General features: G+C 65.4%; 14 protein-coding genes and 1 pseudogene. 8 read left to right on the top strand and 7 right to left on the bottom strand.

Features of this window, described 5'->3' with window-relative positions; genetic code table 11:
• The first annotated feature begins 327 nt into the window (after window positions 1–327).
• Both G6O69_RS17045 and G6O69_RS17050 read left to right on the top strand, forming a co-directional pair.
• Entirely contained in the window at window positions 328–1,092 is a 765-nt protein-coding gene (locus tag G6O69_RS17045) for a hypothetical protein (protein ID WP_176396898.1), read from the top strand.
• Between the two features lie 13 nt (window positions 1,093–1,105).
• Window positions 1,106–1,957, top strand: coding sequence for a hypothetical protein (locus tag G6O69_RS17050; RefSeq protein WP_176396899.1), 852 nt, complete (start codon window positions 1,106–1,108; stop codon window positions 1,955–1,957).
• Here G6O69_RS17050 and G6O69_RS17055 read toward each other — a convergent pair.
• Window positions 1,946–2,536, bottom strand: coding sequence for a TetR/AcrR family transcriptional regulator (locus tag G6O69_RS17055; protein WP_172304560.1), 591 nt, complete (start codon window positions 2,534–2,536; stop codon window positions 1,946–1,948). The genes G6O69_RS17050 and G6O69_RS17055 overlap by 12 nt on opposite strands.
• A gap of 163 nt (window positions 2,537–2,699) precedes the next feature.
• Here G6O69_RS17055 and G6O69_RS17060 point away from each other — a divergent pair, with 163 nt between their 5' ends.
• From G6O69_RS17060 to G6O69_RS17080, 5 genes are all read left to right on the top strand, one after another.
• Window positions 2,700–3,761, top strand: a complete 1,062-nt coding sequence (locus G6O69_RS17060) for an SDR family NAD(P)-dependent oxidoreductase (RefSeq protein ID WP_172304561.1) — start codon at window positions 2,700–2,702, stop codon at window positions 3,759–3,761.
• Window positions 3,762–3,844: 83 nt separating this feature from the next.
• Entirely contained in the window at window positions 3,845–4,822 is a 978-nt protein-coding gene (locus G6O69_RS17065) for an ADP-ribosylglycohydrolase family protein (protein WP_172304562.1), read from the top strand.
• A gap of 75 nt (window positions 4,823–4,897) precedes the next feature.
• A complete protein-coding gene (locus tag G6O69_RS17070) occupies window positions 4,898–6,340 on the top strand; it encodes a 3' terminal RNA ribose 2'-O-methyltransferase Hen1 (RefSeq protein ID WP_172304563.1) in 1,443 nt (480 codons plus the stop codon).
• Window positions 6,337–8,877 carry a polynucleotide kinase-phosphatase gene (locus G6O69_RS17075; RefSeq protein ID WP_172304564.1) on the top strand — a complete coding sequence of 847 codons (2,541 nt, stop codon included), beginning with the start codon at window positions 6,337–6,339 and terminating at the stop codon, window positions 8,875–8,877. The genes G6O69_RS17070 and G6O69_RS17075 overlap by 4 nt, the downstream gene beginning before the upstream one ends.
• Before the next feature lie 90 nt (window positions 8,878–8,967).
• A complete protein-coding gene (locus G6O69_RS17080; protein WP_172304565.1) occupies window positions 8,968–9,684 on the top strand; it encodes a hypothetical protein in 717 nt (238 codons plus the stop codon).
• Here the strand turns inward: G6O69_RS17080 and G6O69_RS17085 are convergent.
• The 5 genes and pseudogenes from G6O69_RS17085 to G6O69_RS42210 form a co-directional block, all read right to left on the bottom strand.
• On the bottom strand, window positions 9,659–9,886 hold the full coding sequence (locus tag G6O69_RS17085) for a hypothetical protein (protein WP_172304566.1): 228 nt from the start codon (window positions 9,884–9,886) through the stop codon (window positions 9,659–9,661). The two genes, G6O69_RS17080 and G6O69_RS17085, sit on opposite strands and share 26 nt — an antisense overlap.
• A gap of 31 nt (window positions 9,887–9,917) precedes the next feature.
• Window positions 9,918–10,550 carry a TIGR02466 family protein gene (locus G6O69_RS17090; RefSeq protein ID WP_172304567.1) on the bottom strand — a complete coding sequence of 211 codons (633 nt, stop codon included), beginning with the start codon at window positions 10,548–10,550 and terminating at the stop codon, window positions 9,918–9,920.
• A gap of 36 nt (window positions 10,551–10,586) precedes the next feature.
• Entirely contained in the window at window positions 10,587–10,961 is a 375-nt protein-coding gene (locus G6O69_RS17095) for a hypothetical protein (protein ID WP_172304568.1), read from the bottom strand.
• Window positions 10,962–11,017: 56 nt separating this feature from the next.
• The gene (locus G6O69_RS17100; protein WP_275943079.1) at window positions 11,018–12,112 is read right to left on the bottom strand and encodes a hypothetical protein; all 1,095 of its coding nucleotides are present in this window, start codon (window positions 12,110–12,112) and stop codon (window positions 11,018–11,020) included.
• Between the two features lie 90 nt (window positions 12,113–12,202).
• Window positions 12,203–12,619 (bottom strand): annotated as a pseudogene (locus G6O69_RS42210) (DUF4157 domain-containing protein); the annotation flags it as partial.
• Window positions 12,620–12,660: 41 nt separating this feature from the next.
• Here G6O69_RS42210 and G6O69_RS39400 point away from each other — a divergent pair.
• Window positions 12,661–12,843: a hypothetical protein gene (locus G6O69_RS39400; protein ID WP_217909858.1), complete on the top strand. Its 183-nt coding sequence runs from the start codon at window positions 12,661–12,663 to the stop codon at window positions 12,841–12,843.
• A gap of 77 nt (window positions 12,844–12,920) precedes the next feature.
• Here G6O69_RS39400 and G6O69_RS17105 read toward each other — a convergent pair whose 3' ends face one another.
• Complete coding sequence (locus G6O69_RS17105) at window positions 12,921–14,657, bottom strand: hypothetical protein (protein WP_275943081.1); 1,737 nt, start codon at window positions 14,655–14,657, stop codon at window positions 12,921–12,923.
• Window positions 14,658–14,722 lie beyond the last annotated feature (65 nt).

Here is a 14,722-nt window from a genome sequence, read left to right on the forward strand (position 1 = left end):
AGCGCGGAAAAGAACCTGGTCAGCGGTGCGAGCTTTGCCAATGTCGAGATCGTTGGTCCTCCAATCGATCGAGATGACTCTGCCATCGAGAGGTCCCTCGTCGGGTCGTGGTATTCGGACGAGATCGCCCACGGCACGCCAATGAGCTATGTGTCCGAAATGAACATGTCAGATGACGAGAAGACGTGGGTGACGAATGGCCTCGTCGCTGGCGTGAGCCCATTTGTGAACCGCGGGACGTGGAGCGTCGAGGATGGGACGCTCGAATACTATATCGCGGAGTCAACCATCCCGAATCTCGGGGGTCAGCGATTTTATGCGCGGGTGATGGATATCGACGGCGAGAAGGTCGTCTATCAGGACACGCAGAAGATCCTGGTCAACTACCGCGTGGACGATCAGAGGATGCACGACAAGCTGATCGGGGACTGGGAGGGGGCGGAGTGCTCGGGCGGCACCAGCTACAGCTACGTGACCCGCTACACCGATGACGGGCACTGGCGCTCCGAAGGGACCATGGTCAGCGGCAAGGTGTCCATGGAGTACGAGAACGAGGGGACCTGGACGCTCTCGGGCGGGGTCTTGGAGCGCAAGGTCACGCGCTCGAACCTGCCTCACCTCCAAGGCGGGGTCCTGACCAGCAAGATCCTGTTCATGACCACCGACACGATGGCGGTCAGGGACTCGGACGGCCAGGCTGTCTACAGTTTCAAGGTCGCGCACAACATGGTGAGCAGCGATCGCGACGAGGTCCTCGCCCTCAACCAGCTCGGATCCTGGCGTGGGGTCGAGACATTCGATGCGGTCCAATATCGATATGTCACGACCTTCTCGAGGGACGGTCGCTGGCTGACGCGGGGTGTCCAGGCAGCGGACGGGGTGACGAAGGAATACCAGGAAGAGGGGGGCTGGGAGGTGAAGGGAGGCAAATTGCGCTATCGGATCGATCTCCCGACCACACCAAAGACTCGCGACCTGACCTTGAGCCACGAGATCTTCTACACTACAGTAGGAACCGGTATGTACGGGACCCCTGGCGCGAACCGGATATATCTCTATCAGGTGAGCGATCACGAGGTGCCGATCATGTGAGAGGAGATATGCAGTGAACCACAACCTCCCTTCGGACAGTGACCTCACCACACTCCTGGTCGGCTGCTGGTGCGGCATCGAGATTACCCATGATATCCCGATGCAATATCTGACCTGGTACGACGCGGACGGCAGCTTGGTGACCAAGGGCAAGATGCAAGCCGGCGGGCAGGACGTCGAATTCGTCACCAAGGGTACATGGAAGGTCGAGGGGGGCAAGCTGGTCAACCATGTCACGGAGTCGACGGTCGGGAGCATCGTGGGTGAGGAGCTGATCAACGACTTCTTGGCCGCAGACGAGAATACGGTGGTGTTCGTGAGCTCCGAGGGCACATTGATCCCCACGGAGCGCACGGACCCGAACGACCCGGATCTCGACTTTCACGATCGGATGGTCGCCCGCAGTCTCCAGATCATGATCGAGTTTCAGGCCACGAACCCCGAGGACTACGCGAAGTGGCTCGCGCAAGAGGTGGTGCGGGTCGACATGCCCAACAGCGCCTTCGAGGCGCGGGAGCAAAGCGGGCTGGACGCGGTCGTCGCGGGGATCCTCTCCGCACAGGCGTCGCTGCGGCACGACTTCGTGGTCCGCCAGGTCATCGAGCAGGCGCAGAGCCTCGCGTTCGAACTCGACGACACGTGGACGGTCGCGGGCGAGGGGTGGGCGTGCGCGGAGGCTGGCCAGGAGCTGGCCGCGCCCACCTGCTCGGTGTACGAGCTGAGCGAGCACCGCGTCGTGAAGTGGACAAATTACGTGGGCCTGGCGCCCTTGGGTGAGGTGAAGAAGATGCCTCACCCAAAGGGGCTCGAGCTGGTCGGAGGCCGCCAATCAGGAGGCCAATCAGGAGGCCAATCAGGAGGGTAGCAGCGCCATGCGGATCGCCAAGGTCACGAGCTCTGCCTGCTGCTCGGCAGGTGTGGGCTCGCCCTTGAGCGAGCCGTCGAGGCGCAAGATCGCGTAGCCGTGGAGCACGGACCACACGCCGATGCCCCGGGCCTTGAGTAGCGCCTGATCGTGGCCGATGGCCCCCGAGTCCGCGATCCGCTGGATGATCCCCCCCATGGCGCGGGCGCGGAGCTCATCGAGCTCGGAGAAGCGCTCGACGTCGTAGAACAGCCGCGACATCATCAGGCGGTAGCAGCCGGCGTTGGCGAAGGCGTAGCCGAGGTAGGCCGCCGAGCAGTGGCTGAGCTGCTCGTCGATCGGGGGCGCGTGGTCGAGGGCTTCGAGGTCCTGGATCAGCGCCTCCCAGCCGACCTTGGCGCAGGCGGCGAGGAGCCCGGGCTTGTCGCCGAAGTGGTGGTAGGGCGCGCCCGATGACACCCCGGCGCGGCGAGCGACCTCGCGGATCGAGAGATCGTCGGGGTGGTCGCGGTGGAGCAGCTCGAGCGCGCAGGTCACGAGGTGATCGCGCGCGTCGCCGTGGGCTGGCTTGGCCGACACGCCTACGAGATTTCATTGGAATTCGCCCGCGTCAAGAAGCTCTTGCCGCTTTGGCCGAGGTGCGCTAAGCAGTGCTCAATTCAACTGAGCGCTGCTCAATCCCAACGAGAGTGCGCAGATCCCACCACTCTACCTCTAGCTCAGCGCCACCGGAACCGAAGCCATGTTCATCCCGTCCTACCCGCCCCCCGAGCCCCGTCACTACGCCGCCTTCGTCGAGTCCATGCCCAGCCTCGAGGGCCGGACCATCGCCATCACCGGCTGCACGAGCGGCACGGGCCTGGTCATGGCGCGGACCTGCGGGCGCGAGGGCGCGCGGATCGTGATGCTCAATCGGCCCTCACAGCGGGCACAGCGAGCGCTGGAGGAGCTGAAGGGCGAGGGCATCGACGCGGCGCTGGTGGCCTGTGATCTCCAGCGCTTCGCGAGTGTGCACGAGGCCGCCGAGCTGCTCGCACAGCGCTACCCCGAGGGCCTGGACGTGCTGTGCAACAACGCCGGGGTCATGGGTCTGCCGGATCGCGCCACGGGCGACGGCTACGACGTGCAGATGCAGACCAACCATCTGTCGCACTTCTTGCTGACGGCGCTGGTCTGGCCGTTGCTCGCGGCCGCGGCCGCGGCCCACGGGGAGGCGCGGGTCGTCAATCATTCGAGCGGGGCCCGGCGAGGCGCGCCCCTGAGCGCGGACTACCTCGCGGCCAAGGGCGGCGAGCTCGGCGGCGACGGCTTCCCCGGCTTTGGCAAGTGGCGGCGCTACCAGCAGTCCAAGCTCGCCAACTTGCTGTTCACCTACGCCCTGCACGACCACATCGCCGCCGAGCGCCCGGGCAGCGGGGTCAAGAGCCTGTGCGCCCACCCTGGCCCGACCAACAGCGGGCTACAGGCCAAGACCTCCGACGCCGGCGGGACGCGGGTGCTGGATCAGCTGATCTTGTGGCGGACCTTGAGGGTCGCCCACGCCGTCGAGGACGGGGCCCTGGGTCTGCTGCGCGCGGCCTGTGATCCCGAGGTCGAAAGCGGCGCGTTTTATGGCCCCGAGGGTCGCGGTCAGCCCGGCCCGGCGATGTTGCTGCCGGCCGAGCGCGACGCCGAGGGCGAGCGTCTGCTGTGGGACGCGAGCTTGGCCGCGACCGGCCTGAGCGCGTTCTTCGAGGCCGGGGAGCAGCTGTGTCGCGCTGTCGTCGACTCGCAGCGCGCCACCGACAAAGTGGCGCAGCTGTGAGCGAGCACCCGCGCGGGCGCTGAGTCACGCCGCCATGTCGGGTCTTCGAGCGCCTGGCATGGTGGTTGCTTCGTCGCCGATGCGTGACTGATCTCGACACGATCGCCGGGGTGTTGCTGGGCACGGCCATCGGCGACGCCCTCGGCCTGCCTCACGAAGGTCTGCACCCCGAGCGGATCGCCCGACGCCTGCGCCGGCGTCCCCTCGAGCACCGCATGTTCCTCGGCTGCGGGCTGGTCAGCGACGACACCGAGCACACCAGCATGGTCGCGCGCGCGCTGGCGAGCTCGGGCGGCGAGGTCGAGGCCTTCACCCGCTCTCTCGCCGCTGCGCTCAGGCGCTGGGTCCTCGCGCTCCCCCCTGGGATCGGCCTCGCCACCCTCCGCGGCAGCTTGCGCTTGCTCGTGGGCGTGCCGCCCGAGCGCAGCGGCGTCGACTCGGCGGGCAACGGGCCGGCGATGCGCTCGGCGATCTTGGGCGTCTGCGCCAAAGACGACGCGCACCTGGTCGCGCTCACTCGGGCCTCGACGCGGCTGACTCACACGGACCCGCGAGCGGAAGACGGCGCGGTGCTGATCGCCCGCCTGGCTCGCCAGCTCTCGCGCGGGGAGCTGGACGACTCGATCATCGCAATGATCCGCGATCTCGAGTTTCGCCAGCGCGTGCGCGAGGCGTGGGGAGGGCAGCGCGGCAGCTACGAGCGCGGGGTCTCGGGCTTCATCGTCGACACGGTCCCCGCCGCGGTCTACTGCGCGCTGTGGTCGGAGGACGCCCGGGGAGCGATCGAGTCGGCGATCCGCCTGGGCGGCGACACGGACACGTGCGCGGCGATCGTCGGCGCGCTGGTCGGGGCGAGGGGGGGACTCGAGGGCCTGCCAAAAGACTGGCTCGAGGGCGTGCGCGACTGGCCGCTCGGTGTCGAGAGCTTGACCGCGCTGGCCGTGTCGCTGGCGGAAGGCAGCGCGCCCGAAGACCAGCGCTGGCTGGCGAGCATCCCCCGGAACCTGGGGATGATCGCGGTGATCCTCGGACACTTGCTGCTGCGCGCGCTGGGGCGGTAGCGAGGGGGCACGAAGAGTAGATCGACGCTTGCCGAGCGAGCCGCGGCTTGTATGCTGGCTGTTCGGCCGCGAACGATGCTACTCACGATTACCACCACGCAACGGCCCGCCACGGACCTCGGCTTCCTCATGGGCAAGCACCCCGAGCGGGCGCAGACCGCCGAGCTCTCGTTTGGAACGGCTCACATTTTCTACCCCGAGGCCAGCGAGGACAGGTGCACCCTGGCGCTGCTCCTCGACGTCGATCCGGTGGCACTGGTGCGCAACTATAGAGGCAGCGAAGGCTTCGCCCTCGGCCAGTACACCAACGACAGGCCCTACGTCGCCTCGTCCTTCCTCGCCGTGGCGATCTCCAGAGTGCTGGGCTCGGCGCTCGCAGGCACCAGCCGCGAGCGCCCCGAGCTGGCCAGCGAGGAGATCCCGCTCGAGGCGAAGCTCGCCGTCTTGCCTCTGCGTGGCGGCGAGCGCTTCACTCGGGCGCTGTTCGAACCGCTGGGCTACGAACTCGAGCTCGAGCGCCACCAGCTCGACGCGGACTACCCCGAGTGGGGCGAGAGCGCCTACGCCACCGTGACGCTGCGGGCGAAGCTGCGTCTTTGCGAGCTGCTGCGTCATCTGACGGTGCTCGTTCCGGTGCTCGACAACGACAAGCACTACTGGGTCGGGAGCAGCGAGGTCGACAAGCTGCTCGCGCGCGGCGAGGGCTGGCTGGCCGAGCACCCCGAGCGCGAGGAGATCGCCCTGCGCTATCTCAAGCGCCAGCGCGGGCTCGCCCATGAGCTGCTGACCCGGCTGGAGGATGAGGGCGAGGGAGAGGGCGAGGGAGAGGGCGAGGCTGAAGCCGAAGCCACGGCCGAGCAGAGCGGGCAGGGCGACGAGGCGCGGCCTGCCCGGAGCGAGGAGGTCCTCGAGAGGCGGCTGTCCCTCAACGAAGAGCGGCTCCGGGCCGTCCACGGCGCGCTCTCGCGGGCCGGGGCGCGCCGCGTCATCGACGTGGGCTGCGGCGAGGGCAAGCTGCTGCGCGCGCTCGTGCGCGACCGCAGCTTCGAGCGGGTCGCCGGCATGGACGTCTCCTTCACCTGCCTGGAGCGGGCCAAGAAGCGGCTGCGCTGGGACGAGATGAGCGATCGTCAGCGGGCCCGCGTCGCGCTCTTTCAAGGTTCGCTGACCTACCGAGACGCGCGCCTGCTCGACTACGACGCCGCCTGTGTCGTCGAGGTGATCGAGCACGTCGACGCCTCGCGGCTCGGGGCCCTCGAGCACACCTTGTTCACGCCCGAGAGCCTCTCGTGCGTGATCGTCACGACCCCCAACGTCGAGTACAACGCGCGCTTCGAGAGCCTGCCCGAGGGCAAGCTGCGCCACCGCGACCACCGCTTCGAGTGGACCCGGGCGCAGTTCGAGGCCTGGGCGCGCGGGGTCGCCGAGCGCCACGGCTACGCGCTCGCGCTCGAGCCGATCGGGCCCGTCGACCCCGAGCTCGGCGCGCCCACCCAGATGGGAGTGTTCACGCGATGAAGCTCGAGATCCCCCAACCTTGCCTGGTCGTGCTCGTCGGCGTGTCCGGGGCTGGCAAGTCGACCTTCGCCAGGCGCCACTTCCTGCCCACGGAGGTCGTGTCCAGCGACGTCTGTCGCGGCCTCGTGTCCGACAACGAGAACGACCAATCGGCGACCAGCGACGCCTTCGACGTGCTCGACTACATCGTGGGCAAGCGCCTCGCGCGGGGCAAGCTGACCGTGGTCGACGCCACGAGCGTGCAGGCTCAAAACCGCAAGAAGCTCGTCCAGCTGGCCCGGGCGCACGACTGCCTGGCCGTGGCGATCGTCCTCAACCTCCCGACCAAGTTCGCCGGGGCGCGCAACGAGGATCGCCCCGACCGCAACTTTGGGATGCGGGTCATCCGTCAGCAGAGCGCCCAGCTGCGCCGCGACCTGCGGGGCATGAAGCGCGAGGGCTTCAGCCGGGTGCACATCTTGACCTCGCAAGACGAAGTCGACGCGGTCGAGCTGATCCGCCGGCCGCTGTGGAACGACCGCCGCGACGACGCGGGTCCCTTCGACATCATCGGCGACGTCCACGGCTGCCTCGACGAGCTCCAGACCCTGCTGAAGACGCTGGGCTACCAGCTCGAGGGCGGGCGCGAGCAGCCGCGGGTCACCCCGCCGCCAGGGCGGCGCGCGCTCTTTCTCGGCGACCTGATCGACCGCGGCCCGGACAGCCCCGGGGTGCTGCGCCTGGTCATGTCCATGGTCGAGAGCGGGGCCGCGGTGTGCATCCCCGGCAACCACGAGGTCAAGCTGCTCAAGCACCTGGGCGGCAAGAAAGTCCGGCTCAGCCACGGCCTGCAGGAGACCGTGGACCAGCTGGCCGAGGAGCCCGAGGGCTTCGGCGCCGAGGTTGCGACCTTCATCAACGGCCTGGTGAGCCACTTCGTGCTCGACGAGGGTCGCCTGGTGGTCGCCCACGCCGGCCTCAAAGAGGCCTACCAAGGCCGCGCCTCCGGGCGCGTGCGCGCCTTTTGCCTCTACGGTGAGACTACCGGCGAGACCGACGAGTTTGGCATCCCGGTGCGCTACGACTGGGCGAGGGAGTACCGCGGTCAGGCCACGGTGGTCTACGGCCACACCCCGGTCCCCGAGCCGAGCTGGGTGAATCGGACGATCTGCATCGACACGGGCTGTGTGTTCGGCGGCCAGCTGACGGCGCTGCGCTACCCCGAGATGGCGCTCGTGGCGGTCGAGGCCGCCCGGACCTACTACGAGCCCGCGCGCCCCCTCGAGCAGCCCAAGCCGCCGAGCAGGCCCGAGGGCGTGCTCGACATCACCGACGTCACCGGCGCGCGGATCGTCGAGACCAGGGTCCGACACAGCATCACGATCCGCGAAGAGAACGCCGTCGCTGCCCTCGAGGTCATGAGCCGCTTCGCGGTCGATCCCCGCTGGCTGATCTACCTGCCGCCGACCATGGCCCCGACCGCGACCGCGCCAAAGGACACGGCCCTGCTCGAGCGGCCCGAGGAGGCCTTCGAGTACTACGAGCAAGCGGGCATCGAGCGCGTCGTGTGCGAAGAAAAGCACATGGGCTCGCGCGCCGTCCTGGTCGTCGCGCGCACCCCCGAGCTGGCCGCGGCCCGCTTTGGCGTGGGCGACGGCAAGCAGGGCGTCGTCTACACCCGCAGGGGGCGGCCCTTCTTTGCAGATGACGCGGTCGAGGCCGCCCTGATCGCCCGCCTCGCCGAGGCGATCGAGCGCGCGGGCTGGTGGTCGACGATTGCGAGCGACTGGGTCTGCCTCGACGCGGAGCTCATGCCCTGGTCGCTCAAGGCCGTCGAACTCCTGCAGTCGCAGTACGCGGCCGTGGGCGCGGCGGCTCAGGCCGCGCTCGCAGAGGTCGAGCGCACCGTCGCGCAGGCGGCCGCGCGCGGGGTCGAGCTCGGCGAGCTCCCGCGCCATGTCGCCAACAGGCGCGCCATGGTCGAGAGCTACTCCCAGGCGTGGCGACGCTACTGCTGGAAGGCCGAGGGCCTCGAGGGCGTACGCCTGGCGCCCTTCCACATCCTCGCCGCCGAGGGCCGGACCTTCTTCGAACACAGCCAGATCTGGCACATGGACCAGCTGGCCAAGCTCGCCGCCCAGGACGAGGCGCTGCTCGTCGCAACCAAGTGCCGCGTCGTCGAGCTCGCGGATCAGGCCCAGCGCGAGGCCGCGGCGGCGTGGTGGCGAGAGATGACCGACGCCGGCGGGGAGGGGATGGTGGTCAAGCCGGAGCACTGGCTGGCCCGCGGCCCACGCGGCCTCGTTCAGCCCGCGCTCAAGTGCCGCGGCCCCGCCTACCTGCGGATCATCTACGGCCCGGAGTACTCGGCCCCAGACAACCTCGAGCGCTTGCGTCCGCGCAAGCTCGGCGTCAAGCGGAGCCTCGCCCTGCGCGAGTTCGCGCTGGGCGTGGAGGCGCTGCAACGCGTCGCGGAAGGCGAGCCGCTGTGGCGGGTCCACGAGGCCGTATTCGGCGTATTGGCGCTGGAGAGCGAGCCCGTCGACCCTCGCCTCTGACGCGCTGGCCAGCGCCGCTTCAGCACGCCGTGAGCGCTGCTTCAGCACGCCGTGATCGATACGGCGTGCTGGGGGCACCTCTGGGGGGAGATGAGCATTCGCCTTCAAACTCTCTCGGCCTCCCTGACCTTCGGCCTGGGCTTCAGCGCCGCCTGCCTGGGCGTGGGCTGTGCCGACGACGAGGCTGAGGATCTCGGTGACGATACGTCTGGGGAGATGTGCGTCGAGAACCAGCCCCTCCCCGCGGAGGTCTCGCTGACCGTCGATGGAGACGATGACCCTTCCAGCTTCATCGCCGCGTGCAGCGTCGACGCCTCGAGCGTGGCGGACGGGCGCTCGAGCGTGACCCTCTCTTGTCTCGTGGACGGAGACGACACGCCGCACGAGGTCGGCATCGAGGCGCCGGCGGCCACGGACGCGGTGCCGGTCGGCCTCGAGAGCGGAGCGCAGGGCGTCGTGCTCGACTTCTACGCGGACACGCCCGCCGACTTCGGGTCGAACGAGAGGCTCGAGGTCTACGACGACGACGGCCTGATCCTCGCGCAATCCCTGGTCAGCACATCGACCGTGACGTGGGAGGGCGTCGAGCTGCGTTACGACAGCTACTGCTACGAGGAGGAGGACGGCGTCGAGTATGGCGTGGGTGGCTTCGTCAGCGCCAGCGTGGGTGAGGAGAGCCACGCCGTCGAGCTCGGCGAGCCGCAGGTGATCCAGAGCGCGGGCGAGGCGTGGGACATCTACGCGACCGCGGCCAGCGACGGCTGCTGTCACGGCTGGACCTTCAGCGCCGCCATGATCCGGCGTTGAAGGCCTCGCTGCCACTCGCGCTCGGACAGCGCGGGCGGGCTCGATTGTTGGCCAGGACGCCGCGCAGCGCCTCCGCGATGCCCACGGCCGCGCGCTGCCCGAGCGCTCGCTCGACGCCGTAGCAAGCGCTGAGCCCGGTGACCTCGTGCTCGATGTCGTGGTCGATGTAGGCCCAGAGCACCGCCGCCATGACCAGCGACATGGGCGAGACTCTAGTACGCCCCGCAACCCCATCAATGCCCAGGATGAGCCATGAGCTCCATGTTCAGGTTGGCCGACACGCAGACGCGGGGCCGCTCGCCGCGATAGGGGTGCACGTAGTGTTGTAGCCAGCCAGGAAAGACCACCAGCATCCCCGTTTGGGGCCGAACGTCGAAGGTGGGCGGGAAGAGCTCCGCTCCAGGGATCGCGCTGCCGGTGCGTCGCGGATCCACGAACGAGAGCAGGCCCGAGGTCGGGTGCGCGTCGAGGTCCGCGTCACCGGCGTCGACGTAGTAGGCCACGGACCAGTGGGACTCGGCGTGGTCGTGGAGGATCGTGTAGTCCCCCTGGCGCATGACCATGGCCCAGGCGTGGACGGCGAAGCGAAACTGCAGCTCGCGGGTGTCCAGCCCCGAGGCTTTGGCGACCTCTCCGAAGGTCAGCTGGGTGTGGTGGACGATGGCGTGCATGAGCGCGCGGTAGCAGGGCTCCTCGCGCTGGCTGAGGTCTGGGGTGGAGTGCCAGCCGCCGACGTTGCTGCGCACGAAGCCGGGGGAGGTCTCGGACTCGGTGAGCAGGCGTTTGGTGAGCTCGTGGTTGATGGGGTCCATGCCCTCGAGCTGGTGGACGACGATGGGGGTGGTGAAGAGCGCGAGGCGGTCCATGGTGGGGCTCAGTTGTCGTTGGTGTCGGCGTTTAGATCATGGATAATTGGGAGCGCCGAGGACCGCGCCAGGGTTGAAATTTTGGTCGATCTCCTGCTCGAACCATCCTTTGAGAGGATGGTCGTCGAGGGTTCCCATGTAGTAGTGGGCGTAGAGTTCGGCGAACCACTCGCCGGGGGCTCGGTATTGATAGTTTGAGACGGCGTCTTTGCGAGATTCGACCTCGAAGCTGACCCACTGACGTGATTTTTCTATTTTGTATGAGCAATGGAAATAGCGGCCTCCAAATGGCTCTGCCATTTCCCTCATGGTGCTGTCGTCGCGGTTCCACGCGCCCTCTGGCCGGTTTTTTTTGAGCATGGAGATGGCGGGGTGAGCTTCGACGGCGCGAATTGTCCGGTTTTTTTCCACTGGGTCTGCTATATTGCTGAAGCTGTTGAGGGGATTGTCGATGGGATAACCGGTTGCTATGGCCCATGCGGCTTCGGAAATGAGATTGCTCCAGTCAGTGTTGTGTGGAAGAAAGATTTGGGGGCTGGTTGATTATCCATTTCGTCCAGCATGAACTTACCCAGTGTAGTTGGCATGTGAGTGCGCCAGCCCCCAAACTCCGGCCTGTGCATATGCGTGTCCATGACACTCCGCTTGAAGTCCACTGTGTGGCCAAGTTCATGAAGGACTGTCATTGTCCAGGCATTTTTGTACTTCATCCTGCTGCTGTATTTGCTCCCGGCTTTTAAAAACTTCTGTCCAAACAGCCTGGAGTAGGGCTCGACGCCACCCATGGTCGAACCTGTGGGTAAGAGACCTCCCATGGCAATATTCGAACCAGGAGCGGATGATCCGATGTTAAATTGGTTTCGCTCGAGTCCATCCACGCATGCCCTGACAGTTCCATCGGGGACAAGATGAAATGCTAGATATGTCTTGCGTAGCTCTGCCTCGCTCCAGTGGTTGCTGATCGTGACATCGAACTCGAGCCTCATCAGTTCCTTTATCCAATCACGATGGCTAGTGAAGGGAGAGCAAGACCAGCCCTCCGCAAGGAGCTTCTGAATTCCCAGTGCGAAGCCGCCAAGTATGCCGATGACTACTGCTGGAACTTTAGCTGGCCATTGTACACCTTCTGAAGGTGGGATGGGTTTCATGACGTTTGTCACCCTGGAGACATCAGGGAGCCAGTTGATGACAGAGCCCTTGACCATGGACTCGAGCAGCTTTTTTCCGCGATCTTCGCCTGCAAGTCGTGATATAAACTCTTTTTTCATTGTGTCAGGTCGATTCGACTGCATGACCCCGAGCACATAGGCATTTTTCTTCACTCCTGGACCCCAAAGTGCCGCGAGGAGTTGGTCGACAGTGGGCGCTGCATTCGCGTTCACGGCGGCAACACCAGCCATCTGGATGACCTCGCGCTGCACCGCCCCTCGCAAGCAGCCCGAGCTACGCACCGGCTCCCCCACGGACAGCGACTCGGGGGAGCTCGAGCGGCCGACATCGATGGCGCGAGCGCCCATGATGTCGGCCTCGCGCTCGAGCCCGCGGTCGTCGTTGATGGCCACGCCGTGGAGGCTCCTGGTGGGCTGGACGCGACCTTGGCTCTGCTGGACGACATGCCAGGCCTCGTGGGGCAAGCTGCGCTCCTGACCGGGCCCGACGTAGATGTCTCGGCCCTGGGTGAAGGCGTGGGCGCGCAGCTGTGCGGGGCGGGGCGAGTCGTAGCGGACGCTGACGTCTTCCATGGACATCCCCGAGAGGGCCTCGATGCCGGCGCGGAGGGGGCCGGGCAGGCCACCCGGACGCGTCACGGCGCGGGCGCGGGCTTGGGCGCCGGGGCTGTGGGCGAAGGCCTCGCGGCGCTGGACGGCCGCGGTGACGCGTGGACTCGCGGAGGCCAGGGCTTGGAGGGAGGCGAGGGCGGTGACGCGAGGGCTGCGGTTGATCATGGCGACCTGAGCCGAGATGCGCTCGTCGATCGGGTCGCGCTCGAGGACGGGCTCGGGCTGGGCGGAGGGAGCGGTGGACGCAAGTGGGCGACGAACGGGGACAGAGGCAGGGCTTCGATCCATCACCGACGAGTCTAGCGTGTGTCGGTGGGCGATGGCAGAGGATGATTGGTGCCAACCGTGAGAGCGGCCTGAGCTATATTGTGGAGGGTATGGAGGACCGATGCACACAGAGTCATGCCAACTATGAGGATGGTGTGACTGAAAAGCCCACTGGGCATGAAGTGTTCGAGGCACCAGCTGACATGAGTCAGAAGGCGGTCATTGATCGCGGTGAGACGCCGTGAGCTCGTGGTTGATTGGGCTTCGAACGGGTGGACGACGATGGGGGTGGTGAAGAGCGCGAGGCAGCCCATGGTGGAGCTCAGTTATCGTTGGCGTCGGGATTTAGGTCCTCGGCAGTTGGAGCATTGGGGACGCCGAGCACCGCGTCGGGGTTGAGTTCCTGGTCGATCTCGCGCTCGAACCATCGTTCGAGAGGATGGCCTTCGAGGGTTCCCATATAGTAGTGGGCGTAGAGTTCGGCGAACCACTCGCCGGGGGCTCGGTATTGATAGTTTGAGACGGCGTCTTTGCGAGATTCGACCTCGAAGCTGACCCAGCTGTTACTGTCGGTGATCCATGTGTCAGTGTCTCCGTGTATGCCAACGAATGTGTCCTTGCTAATCTTTCCCGGATATGAACGGTGGAAGTATCGGCCATTGAATGGTTGTGCCATGTTCTGCATGGTTGAATCACCACGCTCCCATGCGCCAAGTGGCCTGTTCTTTTTGATCATATTCGTGGCGGGGTGGGCCATGATTGCATACTTTATGGCGTTCTTTGTTCGTTGGTTGAATGTGACATTTGTTTGGGCCTCTGATTCGGCGAAGGCGCTTTCGATCGGTTGTTTGTGTACGACTAGTTCTATTGATTGCTCGACTAGTTTGTCCCAGTTGTATTGGCTGAAATTTGCATCTATGACGCCGTTCGGAGCTGTAACGGGGGTTTGCATTGATGCGAGCATGTCCCGGGCAAGGGTCGAGGGGCGGTGAGTCTTCCAACCTCCAAAGTTGGAGTCTTCTCCGTGTGTGTCCATGACTTTACGCTTGAAGTCGACAGCATGCCCAACTTCATGGAGCACAGTCATGGTCCAAGCATTTTTTGTCCGCATCCTCTTGCTGTAAAGGCTTCCGTTTTTGAGAAATGCTCCAGTCTTGAATTTGAAACGTGTTTGGGAGTTGAAGATGTTAAATGCGCTCAAGGTTGAGACGAGTGCCGAGTATGGCTCGATGCTGCCCATCGTTACCTCAGTTGGAACGAGCATTCCCATGTTGATTAGTGGTCCAGGGACTGGTTTGTTCTGGGATGTTTCTTGTGCGAAAGATCCTGAGCTCCAGTTGCGGTCAATGTAGTCTATGCATGCTTTGGCTGTTCCCCTTGGGACGCGGTGAAAGGCTATGTAGGTTTTGATTAGCTCCTTTTCGTTCCACCTTCCGCTAAAGGTCACGCCAAACTCCAGGCTCATGAGGCGCTTTATCCAATTTTTCTTGTTTGAAATCTTGCTACGAATGGGCTCGGATATTAACCTCTGTGCACCGAGGAGTAGTCCTCCTGCCACTAGCGTTACTATCCCCGCCGTGGCTCCCACAGCGACTTGGGGAGCGGGGTGGAGGCTGGTTTTAGACATTATATTTGGAATGTATCCTCCAATGTATGGTATTTCGCTGAATCCGCTCTTTGCTGCGGACTCGAGAGCCTTCTTCCCCTCCTCGTTCGAAGATAGTTCATATAAGAAATCTGAGGCCATAGCCTCATTTTCAAGCGCTAGAATGTTGTTTGAGAGGAATGCCCTCTTGCTGGGTGCTTCCCAAAAATCTGTGATTAGCTGAGCTACAGTGAGGGGGGGAGCGAGAGCGGGGGGCCTATCGAGTTCTTCGACGTCGTCATCGCCATCCATCTGGATGACCTCGCGCTGCACCGCCCCTCGCAAGCAGCCCGAGCTACGCACCGGCTCCCCCACGGACAGCGACTCGGGGGAGCTCGAGCGGCCGACATCGATGGCGCGAGCGCCCATGATGTCGGCCTCGCGCTCGAGCCCGCGGTCGTCGTTGATGGCCACGCCGTGGAGGCTCCTGGTGGGCTGGACGCGACCTTGGCTCTGCTGGACGACATGCCAGGCCTCGT

This window comes from Pseudenhygromyxa sp. WMMC2535, assembly GCF_011083025.2.